This is a genomic window from Marinifilum flexuosum (assembly GCF_003610555.1).
In the GTDB taxonomy this organism is placed as follows: Bacteria; Bacteroidota; Bacteroidia; order Bacteroidales; family Marinifilaceae; genus Marinifilum; species Marinifilum flexuosum.
In genome coordinates this window covers 2,180,012-2,202,470 of sequence record NZ_RAPQ01000008.1, presented here as the reverse complement: position 1 = coordinate 2,202,470, position 22,459 = coordinate 2,180,012, and the positions used below count along the sequence as shown (strand labels likewise).

The window sequence follows — 22,459 nt, the reverse complement described above, 5'->3', positions numbered from 1 at the left end:
ATGAAGCAGATTTTTATATACAACTCAATCATGAATAAACTAGCAATATTAATTGTCATTATCCTATCCACATGGGGATGTCAATCAAAGTATCCAGGAGTTCCAGCAACTTATAACTCTTTATTGGAAACTGCATTTACCAATGCTGGTAAAAATGCTACTGAGCTACAAAAGGCACTTAGCGAATCTCCTAAAGAACAAAGGGAAGGTATGGCATTTATTATTAGCCATATGCCACAACGAGATTTAAGTACTATAAAAGCTGATTTCCTTCTTGAAAATGCTGAATACGCTTACAAAGCGCGAAAAAAGTATACATGGTGTGCTACTCTGCCCGATTCGGTTTTCTTTAATGAAGTACTGCCATATGCGAATATTTCGGAAGAACGCGATCCGTGGCGTAAAGAATTTTATTCACGCTTCGCTAAATATGTAGAAGGGAAAGATGATTTGGTTGCTGCTGTAATGTCCATAGCCAAAAACATAAAAGATGAAGTTAATGTTAAATACAATACCAAACGTTCACGAGTTGACATTAGCCCATTTCAAGCCATGAAGGAGAATATGGCAACCTGTACTGGCTTATCAATTTTACTGACCGATGCTTTGCGATCTGTTGGAATTCCATCTCGCTTGGCAGGAACAGCCATGTGGACAAATTACAAGGGCAATCACACCTGGTGTGAAGTATTGATTGAGGATGAGTGGAAATTTATAGAATACTATCCTGAAGCATTAAATAAATCATGGTTTTTAGCCGATGCCGGAAAATCTGACCCAAACAATATGCTTCATTGGATTTATGCAGCTTCGTACAAACCAACTGATATGCCTTACTATGCAGCACCTGATGGTCGAATTATAGAAGTGGTTGATTTAAATAAATTACCGAACAAAGTTCGTCCTCAATTTGAAGAAATGAAAGCCTCAATGGCGAATTCAGACAAAAAGGAAACCCTAGCCTGGGGAGTTAATGTAACACAACGTTACATTGATTTGTACCATGAATCGATTAAAAACAGCCCTTTACAAGATGATGAATTAATGGCTAACGTGGTGGTTTTCGATAACGACAATACTTCAAAAAGTGACTCGCGCACCAGCTGTCGTGTAGATGTTCAATTATCTGAAAAAAATATAAACTTCGGATATTCACCTCGCAAAACCGATGACATGAACCAATTCCTTCAATTCAAACTAAAAAAGGAAACCAAATACAAATTTGTTGTTAGCCATCCGGAAAGTAAGATTAACAAAGAATTTACAATAACTACAGGAAACAATACAACACAGGACATCCAATTAATTTTAAAATAAACGCTTAAAAACAAAACGTATATATAAACAATCGCCCCACCAAAACATCAGTGGGGCAATTTTATATCCATTACGATCTAACTATTCTTCTACTACCTCCTCCTCTTTGGCCTGTTTGCTTCTCAAGCTAATCGAATGCTCTATTTTGCGAATGCTCTCGTTAATCAGCATAAGCATGTTGGTAAACTCACCATCACCATTCAATTCCGACATCAATTCCAATGTACATATACATACGTTTTTTAACTTCTTTTAATTTAATCATAAGGATATTTACTAATAATAATTCTTATTTTTAGGTAATCATTAAAACACACACAAAATTCTACACACAGCATGAAGAGATCAAGATTACTGATGACCATTATAATTATTGGTCTGTTATCCTATCTTACTGTTTCCTATTTTCAAACGCAAAACAGACTTTGGGAAACCAAAAAATTAGCAACTACAGCAAAGGTTTGGGGCTTTTTGAAATATTATCACCCAAACATTGGAAAAGATCCTTTTTATTGGGACAAACAATTGTTCACAGTCCTATCTCAAGTAAAAGAAGCAGGCAACCGAGAAGAATTATCGAAAGTTTACTTGCAACTACTTGACTCTTTAGGGGAAGTACCAAACATTAGCATAGCAGATACAATTCCTGCGGATCGATATTTTAATAAAAACTTCAATCTCGATTGGATTAGTAATGAAGAAGTATTTAGCAAAGAGCTGTGTACCAAATTAAAATTCATAGAAGAAAATCGCGCACAGGGAGATCATTACTACGTTTCCTCTGTACCATATGTTGGCAACATTCAACTGAAGAACGAGCCTTTACACAACAGCTTCGACTGGACCAAGAAAGAATACCGATTATTAAGCTTGTTCAAATACTGGAACATTATAGAATACTTTTTCCCATACAAATACCAAATGGATCAGAATTGGGATGAAGCATTAATAGAAATGATTCCAAAGTTTACGAACTGCCAATCGGAAAAGGAATTTCATTTGGCAATGCTGGAATTGGTTGTAAAAATCAACGACAGTCATGCAGGATTAAGAACATCCCTCACCAAGCAATATTTTGGTTCACGATGGATACCCGCAAAATTTAAAATCATTGATGATCAGGCAATAATTACCGGTTTTTATGACCAAAAGCTTGCCAAGGAAGATGATTTACAAATAGGTGATATCCTTACAAGTGTTAATGGCAAATCCATATCAAAAATTCTTAAAGAGAAGGACAAATACATTCATGCATCTAATGCTTCGGTGAAATTACGAAATGCATACAAGTGTATTTTCAACGGATCCTCCGATTCTCTTCATATCGAATACATTCGCGACGGAAAGAGCCTACACAAAACCATCAGAAGGTATCCTTTTAGTAAATTCAAACTTGAAAAGAACAAGGATCCCAAATGGAAAATACTGGAAAACAATATAGGATATGTGAATATGGGGATATTGGAACGCATGGATGTTTCTGCTATGATGGACAGCCTGATGAATACCAAAGCCATTGTATTTGATGTTAGAAACTACCCTAGAGGAAGCATGTACGATATTTCCAACTATTTGAATGAAAAACCTAAGGAGTTTGTGAAGTTTACTGTACCCAACCTGAATTATCCAGGTAAATTCACATGGACTCAAAGCATAAAATGTGGTGGCAAGGAAGGTCCTAAATATAAAGGACAAGTTGTGATTCTGGTAAATGAAGAAACACAAAGCCATGCCGAATTTACCACCATGTGCCTGCAAACTGCTCCCAATGCAATTGTAATAGGAAGCCAGACATCCGGTGCCGATGGTAATGTTTCCCAATTAAATATTCCTGGTGATTTTAAGAGCTACATGACAGGCATCGGCGTATTTTATCCTGATGGTAGAGAAACACAACGCATTGGTATTGTTCCCGATATTGAGGTAAAACCAACAGCTGAAGGTTTAAAAGCCCAAAAAGATGAAGTATTGGAAAAGGCTATTGAAACAATTAGAAACTCATTAGGAAAAACTATTGCACAGAAATAACAAAGAATGAAATCATAGAAAAACACGCCCCACCAAAACAATTGGTGGGGCGTGTTCATTTAAATAACTCAATGCTTACTTTAGCTCCTTAACGAAGGACAAATCCATCACAAAGAGGATTGGACAATCCATACGCTTAAGGATGGATACTTTCTACCGACGGTAGATACATCTTATACCGACGGTAGATGCACCTTATACCGCACGGTAGAAACACCTTATACCGGCGGTAGAAACAATGCACACTTAGGCGAACGCAAAGCGCATTAGCTTCGGACAGCTAGCAGCCTTCCCTTAAGGATGCACAATGCATTCCTATGCTACCTCAAATACCATAGGGAAAGTGTAGGTTTTTGGTTTCTTTAAATATGAGCCATTGCTGGTATATTGCGAAACGATAACCAATTGGTAGAATCCTGTTTGAAGATCATGAGGAACTACAAACTTAATGCAGCTCAATGTGTTCTGCATGATTGCAGTTCTGGGGATGAGAATCTCTTCATATGTATCACAATTCAGCAATTTCATTCCAACCTCCTTCTTATCGCCTGCAATCTTTATACGTTTTCCTGAAACATCTACTCCACCTCCGGGAGTTAAGCACTTATTAATTTGTTTTGTCACCAAATCGGTTACTGTATTAATAGTAATCGAAGAATTTGCTTTGCCAAGTACATTCACCTCACAATTGTTCAAAGCACTTTTCATTTCTTTGGCAGGTGAAAACTTTACAGACAAATTGTGTTTGTCTTTATCCCAACCTGCATTATCACTATTAAAAATTCCATTGACATTTAATTGAAAATGTCCCAAACCAAAATGAACTGAAGCACCATTCATTATTTGTTCTATCGCCATGTTCTTCATCAATTCAAAAGAAGCCTTTAAGGTACTTGCACTAAATTCTGTTCTGCGATCAATTACCAATTTTACCAAATCATCTGTATTAATTGATTTGGTCTTAACTACACGAGCTATTCTTTCTCCCTTCTTATCTCCCAATGCCCAATCATGTAATTCAATGTTTACCGATTTTTTAGTCTTTTTCTCCATAAAAATCTATTGTTAGTTGAGTTTGTTGACCTAGAATTACTCAATATAATTCACATTATCAGGTTTATGATTACAACCAAGATAACAAGGAAACGCTCATCATGAATAATTTAGTATGTAATTGTGTATCAAAAACGAATATTTTCCTCTTTCAATGCACCCAAATAGAAGGGAGCATAAATAATTCATTCCAATTACCTTCAATATTCCTTACAAAAGGAAGGGTATAAAGCACCTTTCGAAATACATTTTGCCAGTCTGACTTGTCATTTAAAATTGAAGCAAGACTCTCAACAATCTCGAAAAACCGCTACAACATATCGTTTACTTGTGTTTACAGTTAAATCAGGTTAATACCATTGGCCTTATAAACATATTCTCACATTACTCCATACAAAAAACATATCTACTTAGCGTACAAAATCAATAAAAGTACAGTATTCGTTGAGAAATCACACTTCCTCATATTGATTTTAAATTCTCTTTTTGTCGCTAGTTGAAAAAACACAACAACAGACACTAACAAACACTTTCTGATTACCAAATGACTTTTTTTGAATATCAAATTCAATTTGTAAAAATTTTAACATTAACCTAATAATTTTTCAAATCCATCAATCGCTTATTTTATCAGGCTTACAGAATTTTCCTTAGAAGATTTTCACTCTCAAACAGACAATTAGACAATAAATATTTTTCGTCATATTAAAAAAATGTCATAAATTCACAATTGCCCAACGAAAACCAATCACAATTAAATTTAATTCTATGAAAAATTTTACATTTTTTATTGTCCTACTACTAATCTTTCAGGTAGGTTTTGCACAAAAGCGTGCTGTTAATTCCGAAGGCCTTTACAAAGGTGTTATCCGGGTAAAATTCTCGGAAACCATTCAGGCAAAAGTAGATGTACTTTCTGAGGATCTTGAAAAAGGTCACAAGCTAAAAGCTCGACCTCAGGATGGCTATGTTGTAACCAACATGAAGGCCGTTGATAAGCTGAATGAAAAGTTCACGGCTTACAAAATGAAACGTGTTTTTCGCGATGCAGGTAAACATGAAGCCAAGCACCGTAAGTTTGGTTTGCACCTATGGTACGATATTGAGTTCAATTCCTCCACTCCTGTAAAGCAATTGATTTCTCAGTATAGTAACATTACTGAAATTTCTATGGCACAAGCAATTCCCGAAGCAAAGCTGGTTTCGCACAGCATTACTCCTCTACCCGAATTGCCAAAGGCTAGTCCTCCAAGCTTAAGTACAGCCCCTAACGATCCACGTTTTTCAGATCAGTGGCATTACGAAAATACAGGTCAAAATGGTGGTACACCAGGATCTGACATCAGCTTATTGGAAGCATGGGAAATTGAAACTGGTAATCCCAATGTAATTGTTGCCATCGAGGATGGTGGAGTTGATTGGGATCACGAAGATTTAGCAGGAAACATGTGGGTGAACCCTGGAGAAATTGCAGGAAACGGTATCGATGATGACAACAATGGTTATATCGATGATGTTTACGGATACAATTTTGCAGAAAATAAGGGAAGTATAACCGTTGGAGATCACGGAACACATGTTGCTGGAACCGTAGCTGCCGAAACCAATAATGGTATTGGTGTTGCTGGTGTTGCTGGTGGTAATGGAAACAACAATGGTGTTCGCCTGATGTCATGTACTGTTTTTACGGATGCAACAAATGGTGGTTTTGCCGAAGCTTTTACCTATGCGGCTGACAATGGTGCTGTAATCTCTCAAAATAGTTGGGGATATAGCAACAAAGGCGTTTACGATCAGGCTGTACTGGATGCGATCGATTATTTTATTGCCAATGCAGGTGGTCCTGGTGAGGCAATGAATGGTGGCTTGGTGGTTATCGCAGCAGGTAATGATGATGACTCGGGATTATGGTATCCGGGATGTTACGAGAGTGCATTGGCCGTAGGATCTGTGAATTGTAAGGATGAAAAGGCTTGGTATTCAAACTATGATACCTGGGTAGATATTTCTGCACCGGGAGGAGAATTAATTTCTTCGAATACCGATCCAACAGCTGTTCATTCAACCCTTCCCAACAATCAATATGGTGTAATGCAGGGTACTTCAATGGCATGTCCTCATGTTTCAGGGGTTGCAGCATTAATCGTATCTAAATACTATGGCAATATTACTCCTCAGCAAGTTTGGGATAAATTGGTAAATACAACAGACAATATTGATGCTACCATTCCTACTTTCTTAGGCAAATTGGGAAGCGGGCGAATGAATGCCTTTGCTGCTCTTTCTGATGGAAATCCTCCTGAAACTCCTACAGGTCTTGCAGCAAGTAATGTAAAGGCTACTTCTTTTGATCTTAACTGGAATGCTAGTTCGGGAGCAAGTTCCTATGACATTCAAATCAGAGAAAGCGGAGGAAGCTGGAACACCTATACTGCATCAAGCAACTCGTACTCCTACACGGGAGCAAGTGCCGAAACCACTTACGATTTCCAAGTTAGAGCTACCAACAGTGCCGGAAGCAGTAACTATACCACAACAGGAAATGTTACCACCCTTGCCTTACCTCCTATTCCTGACATTCCAGCAAACATTACAGTTAGCAACATTACTTCCAATTCTTTTAGTCTGACTTGGGATACTGCCAACAATGCAGTTGATTACGATGTACAAGTGCGTCCTCAAGGGGGAAGCTGGACCAATTACAATACCTCTAATACCAATCAGAATGTAACAGGTCTGCAAGCTTCTACTGTATACGAATATCAGCTTCGTTCCAATAACGATGCAGGAAGCAGTGATTACTCAGCAATTGCTAGCACTACAACCTCTGATGCGCCGATAGAATATTGTACTTCGAAAGGAAACAACTCAAGTTACGAGTGGATTTCTGAAGTAACAATTGGAAGTTTTACCAAAACTTCAGCAGCTGCAGGTTATTCCGATTTCACATCTACTACTATCGATTTGGACGCAGGAAATCAGTACAACATCTCATTAAGCCCGTCCTTCTCAGGAACAAGCTATAATGAATACTGGAAAATCTGGATTGACTATGATCAGGATGGTACTTTTAACGATTCTGATGAATTGGCTTTTGATGCTGGTTCGATGAGTAAAACTACTGTTACCGGTTCTATTACCATTCCATCTACCGCTTCGGGTACAACCAGAATGCGTGTGAGTATGAAATACAACGGAGCTCAAACAGCATGTGAAACCTTCTCTTATGGCGAAGTAGAAGATTATACCGTAAACATTCAAGCGGCTTCTCAAACGCCTCCACCAACTCCTGATGGAATTACTGCGAGCAACATTACGACCAATTCTTTTACAATCAATTGGAATGCAATTTCTACTGCCAGCTCTTACGATATCGATATCAGAGAACAAGGTGGCAACTGGAGTACGTTTAATACCACAGCAAGCAGTTACGATTATACAGGTGCCAATGCATCAACTACCTACGAATACAGGTTGAGATCTAACAATAGTTTTGGATCGAGCAACTATTCAAGCACATACAATTTAACAACTAATGCTGCCAGCCTGAATTACTGCTCTTCTAAAGGAAGCAATTCGAGCTACGAATGGATCGATTTGGTTCGATTAGGCAATATTGATAACAGTACAGGTGACGACGGTGGATACGCCGATTATACAAGCATGAGTACTGATTTGAACCCGGGAAGTTCGCAAACCATTTACATTAGTGCTGGTTTCCGAAGCACAAGTTATACCGAGTTCTGGCATGTTTGGATTGATTTTAATCAAAATGGTACATTCGATTCCAACGAAGAAATGGTAAGTGGATCATCAAGTAGTAGTGGTACTTTGTCGGGCAACTTTACTGTTCCGAGCGATGCAAAACCGGGAACAACGCGAATGCGTGTTAGCATGAAATACAATGCTGCTGCCACTCCTTGCGAAACCTTTAACTATGGCGAAGTGGAAGATTATACTGTGAACATTACCAATGCTTCTGCATCGGTGAAGTATAACGACATTACAATTTCTGATCCTTTGGGCAATGAAGCACCAACTGATTTGCTAAAACTTAGTCCTAATCCAGCACGTGATTACGTAAAGATCGAAACCATAAGCGCAAGTGGTCAAATTAAAATTGTTAGTATGAATGGTAATCTGGTTAAACTTATCCCAGTCATGTCTAACATTACTGAAGTTAATGTATCAAATCTTGTTTCGGGTACCTACATCATCATTCTTGAGGATGAAAGAAACAGTGAAACCAAGAAGCTGATCAAACGTTAATAATTAAGTAGATTCTCCTAAAGCTGTCTCAATATCATTTTGAGGCAGCTTTTTTTTCTGAAAGTCTTGAAAAGTTTGAATAGTGAAAAAGTAGAAAAGCTGTGAAAATTCAATGCAATTCAAGCACTACTCAGTAGTTCTCATCCCACATTCACACAACAACAAAATCACACAATAACGAAAAGCTTTCATTTCTGTTATGATTCTCATTTTATTGTGATTTTTTTATTATTCGCAATTTAAATCATCCTCACATTAGCATTTATCCGCTTAAACAATGTTAAATTAATGAATATTGATTGTCAGGATTATTATTCCTATACAATCATACCAATATGAGGTGAATAATAGTCTGGCATTAATGTTTCATAATTTTTTTTAAATAATTACTTGGATAGTTCAAAAAAAAATGCAAACCTTTGCGACCGTAAACGAATAAGATATCCCGTAAGGGGATTTAATAGGGAATCGTGTGAAAATCATGAGCTGACGCGCAACTGTGATTCCAAACTAAAAGTTTGTAAGAAAGAAGCCACTGATCCAAAATGAGGAATGGGAAGGCCTTACAAACTGGAAAGCCAGGAAACCTGTCTTGTTCGAAATCAGATGAATGCTTTCGCGAAATAAAGCAAAAAATCAGGTCCTTACTTTTGAATTGTTATGTTGCAATTTAGTATCACTTGATTTGTCTATTCGCAAAGTATTTATGATTGTAAATACTTAAACTATTATTGCAATGCTTAAAATTACATCTGCTTCTCGCGTAACGAAGCTTGGTTACCACCTAAGAGTTGAAGTTTTCGATACTTCTCCTTAACTCCTCATTGCTTAAAATATCATATTAAAATATTAGATATTGATTACTGACTAGCCCTCGAAATCAATATCAGTGAGTGCGACTTCTCAGTTTGGCTTTGCAATTCATGTTTGTGAACAGATGGATGTATTCATTGCAACTACCATATCAGTTTCATTGTTCACATGAGCAATCCCAAATAATTCAGACATGTTTCTAATCTAGGGAAGCCGCACTCTTAAATGGTAAAACACTTTAATACTATAAACACTTATCATGAATTTGATTGAACTATTAACAAAGCCCGGTACTGCTTCTACCATTATTATTATCTGCCTTGTAGCAGTACTGGGCATTCTGTTTGGAAAAATAAAACTACTGAGAATCAAGCTTGGCATAGCCGGAATTCTTTTTTCAGGCTTACTGGTAGGACACTTTGGTGCAGTAACCGATCCACATGTTCTACACTTTATCAAGGAATTTGGCTTAATTTTGTTTGTTTACTCCATTGGGCTCGAAGTTGGACCACGATTCCTTCCTTCTTTGAAGAAGAACGGATTGCGCATTAACCTCCTGGCATCTGGAATTGTGTTTACAGGATTTTTAACTGCCGTAGCTATAAAATTTATTTTTAATGTTCCCATATCAGTAATCACTGGTGTTATGTGTGGTGCGGTAACCAACACCCCTGCTCTTGGTGCGGCTCAGCAAACCATTGGTGATATTGTTAGCAATGCCGATTTAGCTGCTGCCAACTCTCAAACCGTTGGTATGGCCTATGCAGTAGCCTACCCTTTCGGGATTTTTGGGATCATCATTTCCATGATTCTTCTGCGTGTCATCTATAAAATCAATGTGAAAAAAGAAGAAGATCAATATCGCAAAGAAATAACCGGTTTAGATGGAAAACTAATTGCCATCAATATTGAAATTACCAACCAAAACCTGATTGGTAAAAGCATTGAATTTATTATTGGCAATTGCAACAAAGCTTTTGTTCCTTCACGAATTGAAAGAAATGGAGAGTTCTTAGCTGCCGATTCAGATTTCATCATCGAACAAGGCGACAAGTTGTATGGTGTTTCTACTCCAATGAATTTCAAAAACATCGAGCTGAACCTTGGAAAAATTAATGAAACCAAGGAACAGGAAATCTCAGGTCGATTGGGCATGCAACAGCTTAGAATTACCAACAAAAAACTGGCTGGACAAAGTATCAAGCAAATTGGTATTTCACGCCGATTCCCTGTAAATATCACAAGAATTTATCGTAATGGTTTGGAATTAATGCCTACCGAAGAGGATAGCGTTGAGTTTGGAGATACTGTGCGTATTGTAGGTGAGAAAACCGCTTTGCCAGAGGTTGCCAACTTACTGGGTAATTCGATTAAAGACCTTTCGCACCCTAACATCCTTCCTATTTTTATGGGAATTTTGTTTGGAGTATTGATTGGTTTGGTTCCAATACAGATTCCTGGCTTGCCAGCCCCAGCAAAATTAGGATTGGCTGGTGGGCCACTTTTAATTGCTTTAATTCTTGGACATAAAGGAAGAATTGGCAAGATGGACTTTTACATTACACCCAGTGCAAACTTATTTATTCGCGAATTGGGCATTGTTCTTTTTCTTGCCTGCGTAGGACTTTCATCGGGTAAATATTTCGTTGAAACACTTTTAAACGAAGGTTACATATGGATGCTTTATGGTATGGCCATCACCTTTGTGCCACTAATTATTTTTGCCATCATTGCCCGAATCATGAAACTAAATTACCTATCAATTTGTGGCTTGCTATCTGGCTCAATGACTGATCCTCCAGCATTAGAATTCGCGAACTCCATTGCACCCGTTCAGGCTCAATCAACAGCATATGCAACGGTTTATCCTTTGGTAATGTTCTTAAGAGTGCTCTTGGCACAAGTATTGGTTTTGCTTTTTAGTTAGGTTTACACGTCTATATATTAGTTGAAAAATCCCATTAAAGAGTTTTGGCTCTGCAATGGGATTTTTTTTGAATTCATTCATTTAATCAGCATTCACTATCCTAATATTGGGCATGATATCTTTGTTGCTTTCCATCAGAGAAAACATTTCCTCATCGCTAAAGGCCGATCGTTTTGCAAAAGATGGATCAAGAACTTGTAAAGGATTAAACTTTTGCAAACTATACAAGTTAGAGCAATGCAGATGTTCACAAATCTTTCGAACATCATCAGCCGATTGACTTCCTTGAATTAGTGTTGTTCGAAATTCAACCTCAATATCAGCTTCTTTAAGCAATGCAATACTCTCTTTTACACTCTCTAACTGATGCTCACTGAACTGATTGCCTACCAATTCCCGATAGGGTGATAAATCAAGTATGTGCTTTATGTCCATGGCCACATAATCAATTAGTTTCTCATCAATCAATTTCTTCAACAATTTAGGATGAGTTCCATTGGTATCTAATTTTACCAACACTCCCAATTGTTTTGCGCTTCGAATGAAATCTTCCAAATCGAATTGTAGCGTAGGTTCTCCCCCTGTTATTACAAGCGCATCTAAAAACCCGCTGGCCTTTTTCAGATAGTAAAGAATTTCATCCTCGGAATAATTGGAGTAACTTCCATTTATTGGAATTAGTTCATGATTATGGCAAAATTTACAACGCATGTTACATCCCTGGGTAAAAATTACAGAAGCAATCTTGCCAGGGTAATCGATCAAACTATTTTTTATAAAACCAGATATTAGCATGACATGGAAAGTTTTAATACAAAGTAAACATGCCACGCAAAGAGATGCTTAGCATATATAATTGCTTAATATTAGGCAAGAGCACATTCTTCCTGCAAGTCTTTTTTCATATGAGCTTTTTTATCAAATAACTTGCGATCCTCCCATTCCTGACGCTTTCCATCATTCCATTGATGAACCGGACGCAGATAACCTACAATACGAGAGAACACTTCACAATCTGTTTCTTTACCCATATCGGCACATTTCGGACATTTATGATGCTCACCATAAATATATCCGTGCTCCTGGCAAATGCTAAAACTTGGCGATAGTGTAATGTATGGCAATCGATAGTTATCGGTAATCTTTTTAATCAGCATTTTTACCGATTCTATTGACAATTGTTTTTCACCAATAAATGTATGAAATACGGTACCGCCTGTATACTGAGTTTGCAAATCATCCTGAAGATTCAGAGCCTCGAACAAATCATCGGTGTAGGTAACCGGCAACTGTGAAGAGTTTGTGTAATAAGGTGCTGCTCCTGTTTTATAAGCCTCCTGGTTGGCAACAATAATATCATCGTAAACTTTCGTATCCAATCTTGCCAAACGATATGTGGTTCCCTCTGCAGGCGTAGCTTCTAAATTGTAAATATTTCCTGTTTCCTCCTGAAATTCTTCCAATTTCTGCTTCATGAAATCAAAAATTCGATGAGCAAAAGCATTTCCTTCTTCTGATACAATATCACCTCCAATAAAGTTCAGGCAACATTCGTTCATACCAACAATACCAATGGTTGAGAAATGATTCTGCCAAAACTTTCCATTCTTGTTTTTAAGATGACGCAAATAAAATTTAGAATATGGGAACAAACCTTTTTCTGTAAGATTTTCGATTACCTTTCGTTTGATTTCCAAACTATTTTTGCCCATTTCCATAAGCTGACCTAATCGCTTAAAGAATTCTTGCTCATTACCAGCTTCGTATCCCAAACGAGGAAGATTAACGGTGACTACGCCAACCGAACCTGTTAATGGGTTTGCTCCAAACAAGCCTCCTCCTTTACGAGCCAGCTCTCTTTTGTCTAAACGCAATCGGCAACACATGCTTCTCACATCATCAGGCGACATATCTGAATTCACAAAGTTTGAAAAATACGGGATACCATACTTGGCTGTGATTTTCCAAATGTTTTCATATCGTGGATTGTCCCAATCAAAATCAGGAGTAATATTATAAGTTGGAATTGGGAATGAGAATACACTACCATTGGCATCTCCTTCTTCAACTACCTCTGCAAAAACCTCGTTAAAGAGATCCATTTCTGCCTGGCATTCCCCATAAGTAAAATCTTGTGCTTTCCCACCAATTACAACAGGCTCATCTTTCATGAAAGAAGGAACATTTAAATCCATTGTAACATTGGTAAAAGGTGTTTGAAAGCCCACACGTGTAGGCACATTTACATTAAACATGAACTCCTGTAGGGCTTGCTTCACATGCTTTCTTTCCAATTGATCAAATCTAATGAACGGAGCCAGTAAGGTGTCGAAGTTCGAAAATGCCTGTGCTCCTGCAGCTTCACCCTGCATGGTGTAAAAAAAGTTTACCACCTGTCCCAAAATGGTTCTAAAATGTCTTGCCGGCTTACTAACCAATTTGCCCGATGCTCCTTTAAATCCTGTCATGATTAAATCCTGTAAATCCCAACCTACACAGTATACACTTAAAAAACCAAGATCATGAATGTGCAAAGCTCCCTTTTTATGGGCATCACCTATTTCCTCCGGATAAATTTTATTCAACCAGTATTGTGAACTTACAATGGTTGAGATGTGTTGATTCAAGCCCTGGAGTGAATAGGATGAATTGGCACTTTCCTTAACACGCCAATCTTGTAAATTCAGATAATCATCAACCAAATTTAAGTTTGAGAAAAGTTCCTTGGTATCTCGTACTGTTTCGTGTTGTTTTCTATATAGAATAAATGCTTTGGCAACATCGAACAAATCGTATCGAAACAATGTTCTTTCTACCAAATCCTGTATTTCTTCAACACTTGGAATACCGGAAAAGTCAAGTTCTTTTTCAATCTGGTTTACACAAAAATCAATCAATTCAATGCGCTCTTCTCCTACTGCCTGAAATGCTTTACTGATTGCTTCATGAATTTTAGACAAATCGAATCCTGCGATCTGTCCACTTCTTTTCCGAATTTGATAATCGGATGCACTACCATTGTTTTTCATTCTTACTTAATATTTTAATGATTTTGAAAAAATGATAGCTTCTGAGGAAAGTATAGAATGATAGTACACAATGTATAATCATGCACCTACTCTTTGCTTTTTCTCCCGAAAGCTACGAATTTCATTACAGGCAGGTCTTCTGGCTCATCCTTCATTTTGATTGGCCTTCCCATTCTTTTTTGAGAAAAAACAGTGGCATAGTCAATCAAAACCATATGGACTTACAGCTGCGGGGACAGCTCACGAATTACACGTGATTCCCTATTATTCCTTGCGGAACCTATAAATCAAAACAATGTTAAGAATTAAAATGATTTTGAGCAATCTCAGTTATTAACAATAATTTACAAAACACTGATTTTCTTTGAAGTTTATCGGTTTATAACTTTTATTTTCTTACAAAAAAGAAACCCATCAGAAATCAATTCCGATGGGTTGTATATTTTAAGAAAGAGCAATATCAATTGTTAACTGATTATTGCTAATTGTTCATTGTATTACTGTCTTTTTGCACGAATCTGGCTAAAACCGATATTCAATGTTTTTTGGAAATAACGAAGACTCTTCATCTCCTTGTGGTTTACCAAGGATAAAGAAATCCCCTCTTTTCCTGCGCGAGCTGTTCTTCCACTACGGTGTGTATAGTATTCCTCTTTATCTGGTAACTGATAATGCACAACAAATGCCAATCCTTCAATATCAATACCACGAGCAGCCAAATCGGTTGCAACCAAAACTCTTAGCTTCTCATTTTTGAATGCACGCATTACCTTATTACGCTCAATCTGTTTCAAATCTCCATGAATGGCATCAACCTTTACTTTCTGCGATTGCAATTGTTGATTTAATTTCTGAGCAGCTTCTTTGGTTTTACAAAATACCACACCTCTGGCTTTTGTATCCGATTTTAGGAATTGCATCAATACAGATAACTTCTCTTGATCATCACACAATACGAATTGATGCTTGATATTTTTATTCACTACATTCTTCCCACTGATCTGAATGCGATGAGCCGATTTAGAAATGTGGCGTTTGATGATCTGTTTAATTCCTTCAGGCATGGTAGCCGAAAACAACCATTTGTTCTCAACACGTGAAAGATAAGTAAGAATTTCATTCAATTGATCTTTGAAACCCATGCTTAGCATTTCATCCGCCTCATCTAAAATTACCGTTTTTACATGAGTCAAATCAACAGCTTTCTTCTTTACCAGCTCGATTAAACGACCAGGTGTAGCTACAATAATCTGTGTAGGACGACGCAAATTGGCAATCTGTTTTTCGATTGGTGCCCCACCATATACACATTCTGTAAAAGTCTTCTCGGAATGTTTCGTAAACTTGAACAACTGTTTGGCAATCTGTAATCCCAACTCACGTGTAGGACAAAGAATTAATCCCTGTACTTTTTCTACCTTAGGATTAACACGGTGCAACAATGGCACACCATAGGCAGCAGTTTTACCCGTACCAGTTTGGGCCTGACCAATTAAATCGGTATCAGTATTCAACAAAACCTGAATTACCTCCGATTGTATTTGAGTAGGATTAACAATTCCTAATTCGTTTAATCCCTTAACAATATTCTTATTTACACCTAGTTCCTTAAAAGTTTCCACAGCTTTTCGTATTAAATTGGCTGCAAAAATAGTATAAACAATTTAGAATGATGAAATATAAGTGATGAAATAATGGAAATAGATAATTATCTATTCCTTATAAAATAGTTTTCGTTCCTCCTCTTCCTCAATTCCCATAGCATGAAAAAGGTTTAGCTTAAACGGAAAGTTCTTACCAATAATATACATACAAATCAACCAAGGCAAATACCAAAGGATATCGTGAGTTATCCCAAATATTAATAAAGCCGTAACACCTCCTGCACTAATCAAAAGCAACTGCAACGAATAAATTCTACCAAATTTTTTCAGCTTCTCTTCTAATTGATCTAAAATTTGAATGTACTTAATCTTACTTCGATACAAAACCCAGCCTGCTACCAATTCAAGCAATATTATTATTCCTCCTGCTATAGTAAACCAAAGCCTATCACTTTCCTGAATCAGAAATGGCGGTTCAAAATCGTAGTAACTAAGCAAAATACCAAAACTTAACTCCATTGCTACTGCAATTACAAATAGAGCCAACAAGCCTATTCTTGTCCATCTGACAAGTGCTTTTAATTTTTCCATACTTTATAATTTGTGTGTACTTTAAAATGTTTTGAGTGGGATGGTCAACAATTTTAATTATTATCCTTTACTATTCATCAAGTTCAACCCAAAAAAAAGGGACTGTTTAAGCTTATTTAACACTCAAACGTTTTCGAACTAAAAGACATTCAACAGGAGAATAGATCCTATTAAAAGTTAATGCTTTGTTAAGAGTACAAACATTCCTTTCGTTTTTTGTATATTAAAGTAATTTTGTATTGATTAATGCAATTAACTGTATGCTATCTAAAAAAATCGGACATATCATTTTGATTTTTCTCCTGCTGATCTCAACAGCTGGGGTGAGCATTAATAAGCATTATTCTGGCGGAGAACTCTTCTCTACTGCCATATTTATTGAAGCGGATTCTTGTTGCGAAACCCCTTGTGGATGTTGCGATGAATCAACTGAAACCATAAAGATTGAGGCTGATTATTTGGCTTCCTCTTTCGAATTCGATGATGTAGTACAGCTGAATATGCTATATGCAAATATTCCTGTATTGCTACAATTTGTAAGAACAGAGGATTCAACAAATTCATTCCCAATTGGAGATTTTTCCCCTCCACCCTTGCCTGATTTATGCATATTGAATCAGGTGTTCCGTTTATGATTTAGCAAGTGTACTCTTTGTGATAAATAAATTATTATTTACCACGAAGGACTCCAAAATACGGCACTATGTATCACAAAGTATTCATTACTCTGTATTTTCCTTTGTGTGTATTTGTGACATCCTTTGAGTCTCCTTTGTGGTTAAACTACAAGAAGATATGCTTAATAAGATCATAAAGTTCTTTTTAGAGAACAAACTAATTACAACCATACTTTTGGTTGTATTCATAGCCTGGGGAATAATTACATCACCATTTCCCTGGAAGGTTGATTTTTTGCCCAAAGATCCGGTAGCAGTTGATGCCATACCTGATATTGGAGAAAATCAACAAATTGTATTTACCAAATGGATGGGGCGTTCACCACAAGACATTGAGGATCAAATCACCTATCCTTTAACCACATCCTTACTAGGAATTCCGGGTGTAAAAACCATACGCTCTTCCTCCATGTTTGGATTTTCAAGTATCTACATCATTTTCGATGAAGGGATTGAATTTTATTGGAGTAGATCAAGAATTCTTGAAAAATTGAACTCCTTGCCACAAAATCTTTTGCCCAATGGTGTCCAACCCACTTTAGGGCCAGATGCTACTGCCTTGGGTCAGATTTTTTGGTATACGCTTGAAGGACGTACAGCTGAAGGGGAAGTAACCGGCGGTTGGGATCTTCAGGAACTAAGAAGCATTCAGGATTTTCAGGTGAAGTATGCCTTGGCTTCCGCCGATGGAGTATCGGAAGTTGCATCAATAGGTGGTTTTGTAAAGGAATACCAGGTGGATGTTGATCCTGCAGCCATGCAAGCACATGGAGTCAACCTTATGCAGGTGATGAATGCTGTAAAGAAATCCAATCTTGATATTGGGGCACGAACCATCGAAATCAACCAGGCAGAATACTTCGTGCGTGGCATCGGCTATGTGAAACAATTGGCCGATTTGGAAGAGGCTGTTGTAAAAATGACCAACAATACACCTGTTAGAATTAAAGATGTAGCCAAAGTAAACTATGGTCCATCCGATCGCAGAGGCATATTGGATAAAATGGGAGCTGAAGTGGTAGGTGGAGTTGTAGTAGCTCGCTATGGTGCCAATCCATTGGAGGTAATCAACAATGTGAAAGTCAAAATAGAGGAACTTTCGGTTGGTTTACCTGAAAAGGAACTGGCTGATGGCACCATTTCCAAACTTACAGTTGTACCTTTCTACGACAGAACGCAATTGATTCACGAAACACTGGGCACATTAGAGGACGCCCTAACTCTTGAGATCATTATTACCATTATAGTCATCATCATCATGGTTCTGAATTTAAGAGCCAGCATCTTAATATCGGCTTTAATACCCATAGCGGTGCTGATGACCTTCATTGCCATGCGTTATTTTCATGTTGATGCCAACATTGTTGCCCTTTCGGGTATAGCCATTGCTATTGGAACCATAGTTGATGTTGGAATTGTGCTTTCGGAAAACATGATTCGACATTTGGAAATGAAAAATCCTGATAAGAACCTCCGACAAGTAATATACGAAGCAACTACTGAGGTTGCTCCAGCAGTGATTACTGCAGTACTGACTACCATTATTAGTTTTATTCCAGTATTTACCATGGAAGCTGCCGAAGGTAAACTATTCAGACCATTGGCATTCACAAAAACATTCGTACTGTTTGCAGCCCTTTTGGTTGCGGTAATCATTCTGCCAGCAATGGCACATTGGTTATTTGCCATTAAAACGGAAAAAAGAAAAATTAAAATTGCCCTTAATACATTACTAATAATTATTGGTATTTATATTCTTTTTGCATCTTCTGCATGGATGGGAGTCACCCTAATCATTTTAGGCGGAATAAATCTTGCAAGTCAATTTTACCAGGAGTATCAAAAATATTTATTCAAAGCAAATCTGTTTGTGATTGCTTTGGCAGTTTCATTCCTGCTTGCCCGCGAATGGTTGCCATTGGGTGCATCCAACTCCATATTTGCGAACTTCTTGTTTGTAATTTTAAGCATCTCATTTCTGCTGGCAGTATTTCTGGCATTCATTAGATTCTATCAACGAATTCTGGGCTGGGCATTACGTCACAAATTGCTGTTTCTATCTATTCCTTCTTTCATTGTGCTATGGGGAATAATCATCTGGTTGGGCTTTGGAAATACTTTTGGATTTGTAGCCAGAGGATTGGATAAAATAGGACTCAATATTACCTCCAGCTCCGCTTGGAAAACCATGTACCATAAATATCCGGGCATAGGAAAAGAATTCATGCCAGCCCTTGATGAAGGTTCATTCCTACTGATGCCAACATCAATGCCGCATGCAGGAATTGAGGAGAACAAGCGTGTTTTAAAACTTCTGGATATGGCAGTTACCAACATTCCTGAAATAGATATGGTGGTTGGAAAATTGGGCCGTGTAGAATCTGCCCTGGACCCTGCTCCTATTTCCATGTATGAGAATGTGATCAACTACAAAAGCGAATACATGACCGATGAATATGGTAAAAAGATTCGTTTTGCCGTGGATGATGATGGCAATTTCCTAAAAGATGAGAGAGGTGAATTGATTCCTGATGAGTTCGGAGAATTTTACCGACAGTGGCGAGAGCACATCAAATCTCCTGATGATATCTGGCAGGAAATCGTAAATGCCACTAAAATACCAGGTGTGACATCTGCTCCAAAATTACAGCCCATAGAAACTCGTTTGGTAATGTTGCAAACCGGTATGCGTGCACCTATCGGAATTAAGGTGTCGGGTAATAACCTAAAACAGATTGAAGGTTTTGGTCTGCAACTTGAGAAGCTGGTAAAAGATGTTCCTGGCGTGAATGATGCATCTGTCTTTGCAGAAAGAATGGTCGGAAAACCCTACCTGGAAATCAAAATCAACAGAAAAGCCATTGCCCGCTTTGGATTGCAGGTAGAAGATGTACAGAAGCATTTATCGGTTGCAGTTGGCGGAATGACATTAACCAATTCAGTTGAAGGTAGAGAACGATACCCAATTCGGGTAAGATATCCTCGTGAATTGAGGAATGATCCGGATTTACTGAAGAAAATTTTGATTCCAACGAGTATGGGTAAATCCATTCCGTTAGAGGAGTTAACTACAATAGAATATGTACAAGGTCCACAGGTCATAAAAAGTGAAAATACTTTCCAGGTAGGATATGTAATCTTCGATAAGGAGGAGGAATATTCTGAAGTGAACATTGTAGAAGCTGCACAATCGTATTTGGCAGATAAAATCGAAAGTGGTGAATTGAAAGTCCCTGCAGGCGTGAGCTATAAGTTTACAGGAAACTACGAAAACCAGATTCGCGCTGAAAAACGATTGGGTATTGTCATTCCTGTGGTTTTGGTAATCATCTTCCTGATATTGTATTTCCAGTTCCGTGGCATTCCCCCAACATTAATGGTATTTAGTGGTATTGCGGTAGCATTTGCTGGTGGATTTATAATGATTTGGTTCTATGGACAAGACTGGTTTCTGAACTTTTCCATCTTTGGAATTAATCTTCAGGAATTATTTCAGGTTCATCCAATCTACTTGAGTGTTGCCGTTTGGGTAGGATTTATTGCCCTATTTGGCATAGCTACCGATGATGGTGTGATAATGGCTTCTTATCTGGAGCAGATTTTCGAGAAGAATAATCCAAAAACAAAAGCCGAAATCAGACAATCTGTTATCGAAGCAGGATCGAAAAGAATTCGTCCTTGTTTAATGACAACCGCCACTACCCTTTTGGCTCTATTACCAATATTAACCTCCACCGGTAGAGGTTCTGATGTAATGATACCAATGGCTATTCCTGCTTTTGGAGGTATGGCGATTGAATTAATTACTCTATTTGTAGTACCAGTTTTATATGCCATGTATAAAGAATTCAAACTGAAAAAAGGAGGTTTGCTATGAGATATGCAATAACTATTTTTCTAATCATATGGATAGGTGCGAACACCTTTGCTCAGGTTAATAATCCTGAATTAAAGGTATACATCAATATTGCAGAGAATAATAATCCGGAGCTAAAAGCGATGGATCTAAAATACCAACAGGCTCTGGAAAAAGTTCCTCAGGTAAAGTCATTGCCTGATCCAACTTTCTCTGCAGGAGTATTTATTCAACCAATAGAAACACGTGTAGGTGCTCAAAAAGCTAAACTATCTGTATCACAAATGTTCCCCTGGTTTGGAACATTAGGTGCTAAAGAACAACAAGCCAGTTTGCAGGCACATGCCATTTATCTTAGATATCTGGATGCACGTTCGAAACTACAAATGAATGTTACCACTTCGTGGTTGGACATTGTTCTAACCGATCAAAAAATATTCTTTACACAAAAAAGGATTGAAGTTTTGGACTTATTGGAAAAACAAAGTTTAAAACGTTACGAAAGTGATCAAACCGACATGGTAAATGTACTTTACATCCAAATGCTAAAGGAAGAGTTGATTTCAAAATTGGAACTTTTTAAAGATAAGAGAAATACACAAAAAACAGGATTCAACAAGCTGCTGAACAGAGACCTTAGCACCGATGTGAATACGCCCGAGGATAACTCTTTTTTACTAATATCATCAATAGCCAATAAGGATATTGAGTTTACTAAGCATTACAGGGTTGCCAGCTGGGATCAAATGGTTGAATCTGCTCAATATGGAGAAAAAGCCTCAAAATTGAATGCTTTGCCAAAATTTGGTGTAGGACTGGATTATGCAATTCTTTCAAAACGAACTGATATGAATGTTGCAGATAATGGACAGGATGCCATTATGCCTATGCTATCGGTAAGTATTCCAATCTTCAGAAAAAAATATAAAGCAGCAATAAAAGTCAATGAATTCAAACAACAAGAATATGAAGAACTAAAAACAGCAGAGATGAATCAATTAGAATTGGAATTGCAACAAGCCTTGGAATTGTATAAAATCGGAATCAGAAATACTGATTTATATCAAAACCTTATTGCAAAAGCAAAGCAATCTTATGAGATTCTGTCGAGTAGTTACGAAAGTTCTACCAAACGTTATGAGGAAGTTCTGAATATGCAACAGAAAATTTGGATTTACGAACAAAAACAAATCGAAGCACAAATTCAGGTACAAAAAAGTCTTGCACATTTTAAATACTTAGAAGCAGACTCTTATGGCGCAACAACTAAAAACCTTGATAATAAATAAAATACA

General features: G+C 37.5%; 13 protein-coding genes and 2 riboswitches. Of the genes, 7 read left to right on the top strand and 6 right to left on the bottom strand.

Annotation, left to right across the window (positions count from 1 at the left end; all coding sequences use genetic code 11):
* Positions 1-1,317: a transglutaminase-like domain-containing protein gene (locus BXY64_RS08880; RefSeq protein WP_120239522.1), complete on the top strand. Its 1,317-nt coding sequence runs from the start codon at positions 1-3 to the stop codon at positions 1,315-1,317.
* Between the two features lie 81 nt (positions 1,318-1,398).
* Here BXY64_RS08880 and BXY64_RS21605 read toward each other — a convergent pair whose 3' ends face one another.
* On the bottom strand, positions 1,399-1,530 hold the full coding sequence (locus BXY64_RS21605; RefSeq protein WP_262706504.1) for a hypothetical protein: 132 nt from the start codon (positions 1,528-1,530) through the stop codon (positions 1,399-1,401).
* 123 nt (positions 1,531-1,653) lie between these two features.
* On the opposite strand from BXY64_RS21605, the gene BXY64_RS08875 reads away from it, so the two are divergent.
* A complete protein-coding gene (locus BXY64_RS08875; protein ID WP_120239521.1) occupies positions 1,654-3,345 on the top strand; it encodes a S41 family peptidase in 1,692 nt (563 codons plus the stop codon).
* Positions 3,346-3,660: 315 nt separating this feature from the next.
* On the opposite strand, the gene BXY64_RS08870 is transcribed toward BXY64_RS08875, so the two are convergent.
* Positions 3,661-4,398 (bottom strand): HU family DNA-binding protein, encoded by a 738-nt coding sequence (locus tag BXY64_RS08870; protein WP_120239520.1) that lies wholly within the window; start codon positions 4,396-4,398, stop codon positions 3,661-3,663.
* Between the two features lie 768 nt (positions 4,399-5,166).
* On the opposite strand from BXY64_RS08870, the gene BXY64_RS08865 reads away from it, so the two are divergent.
* Together BXY64_RS08865 and BXY64_RS08860 are read left to right on the top strand one after the other, a co-directional pair.
* Entirely contained in the window at positions 5,167-8,667 is a 3,501-nt protein-coding gene (locus tag BXY64_RS08865; RefSeq protein ID WP_120239519.1) for a S8 family serine peptidase, read from the top strand.
* 421 nt (positions 8,668-9,088) lie between these two features.
* Positions 9,089-9,276, top strand: a riboswitch (cobalamin riboswitch).
* 463 nt (positions 9,277-9,739) lie between these two features.
* On the top strand, positions 9,740-11,407 hold the full coding sequence (locus BXY64_RS08860) for a putative transporter (RefSeq protein ID WP_120239518.1): 1,668 nt from the start codon (positions 9,740-9,742) through the stop codon (positions 11,405-11,407).
* 81 nt (positions 11,408-11,488) lie between these two features.
* On the opposite strand, the gene BXY64_RS08855 is transcribed toward BXY64_RS08860, so the two are convergent.
* The 4 genes from BXY64_RS08855 to BXY64_RS08840 form a co-directional block, all read right to left on the bottom strand.
* Positions 11,489-12,202, bottom strand: a complete 714-nt coding sequence (locus BXY64_RS08855; RefSeq protein ID WP_120239517.1) for an anaerobic ribonucleoside-triphosphate reductase activating protein — start codon at positions 12,200-12,202, stop codon at positions 11,489-11,491.
* A gap of 71 nt (positions 12,203-12,273) precedes the next feature.
* Positions 12,274-14,436: a ribonucleoside triphosphate reductase gene (locus tag BXY64_RS08850; RefSeq protein WP_120239516.1), complete on the bottom strand. Its 2,163-nt coding sequence runs from the start codon at positions 14,434-14,436 to the stop codon at positions 12,274-12,276.
* Between the two features lie 112 nt (positions 14,437-14,548).
* A riboswitch (cobalamin riboswitch) is annotated at positions 14,549-14,735 on the bottom strand.
* A gap of 198 nt (positions 14,736-14,933) precedes the next feature.
* Complete coding sequence (locus BXY64_RS08845) at positions 14,934-16,058, bottom strand: DEAD/DEAH box helicase (protein ID WP_120239515.1); 1,125 nt, start codon at positions 16,056-16,058, stop codon at positions 14,934-14,936.
* Between the two features lie 90 nt (positions 16,059-16,148).
* Positions 16,149-16,631 carry a hypothetical protein gene (locus BXY64_RS08840; protein ID WP_120239514.1) on the bottom strand — a complete coding sequence of 161 codons (483 nt, stop codon included), beginning with the start codon at positions 16,629-16,631 and terminating at the stop codon, positions 16,149-16,151.
* 260 nt (positions 16,632-16,891) lie between these two features.
* Between BXY64_RS08840 and BXY64_RS08835 the strand changes: the two genes are divergently transcribed.
* From BXY64_RS08835 to BXY64_RS08825, 3 genes are all read left to right on the top strand, one after another.
* Positions 16,892-17,266, top strand: a complete 375-nt coding sequence (locus BXY64_RS08835; RefSeq protein WP_120239513.1) for an HYC_CC_PP family protein — start codon at positions 16,892-16,894, stop codon at positions 17,264-17,266.
* Positions 17,267-17,426: 160 nt separating this feature from the next.
* A complete protein-coding gene (locus BXY64_RS08830; protein WP_120239512.1) occupies positions 17,427-21,185 on the top strand; it encodes an efflux RND transporter permease subunit in 3,759 nt (1,252 codons plus the stop codon).
* Positions 21,182-22,453, top strand: coding sequence for a TolC family protein (locus tag BXY64_RS08825; RefSeq protein WP_120239511.1), 1,272 nt, complete (start codon positions 21,182-21,184; stop codon positions 22,451-22,453). The genes BXY64_RS08830 and BXY64_RS08825 overlap by 4 nt, the downstream gene beginning before the upstream one ends.
* Positions 22,454-22,459: the final 6 nt, after the last annotated feature.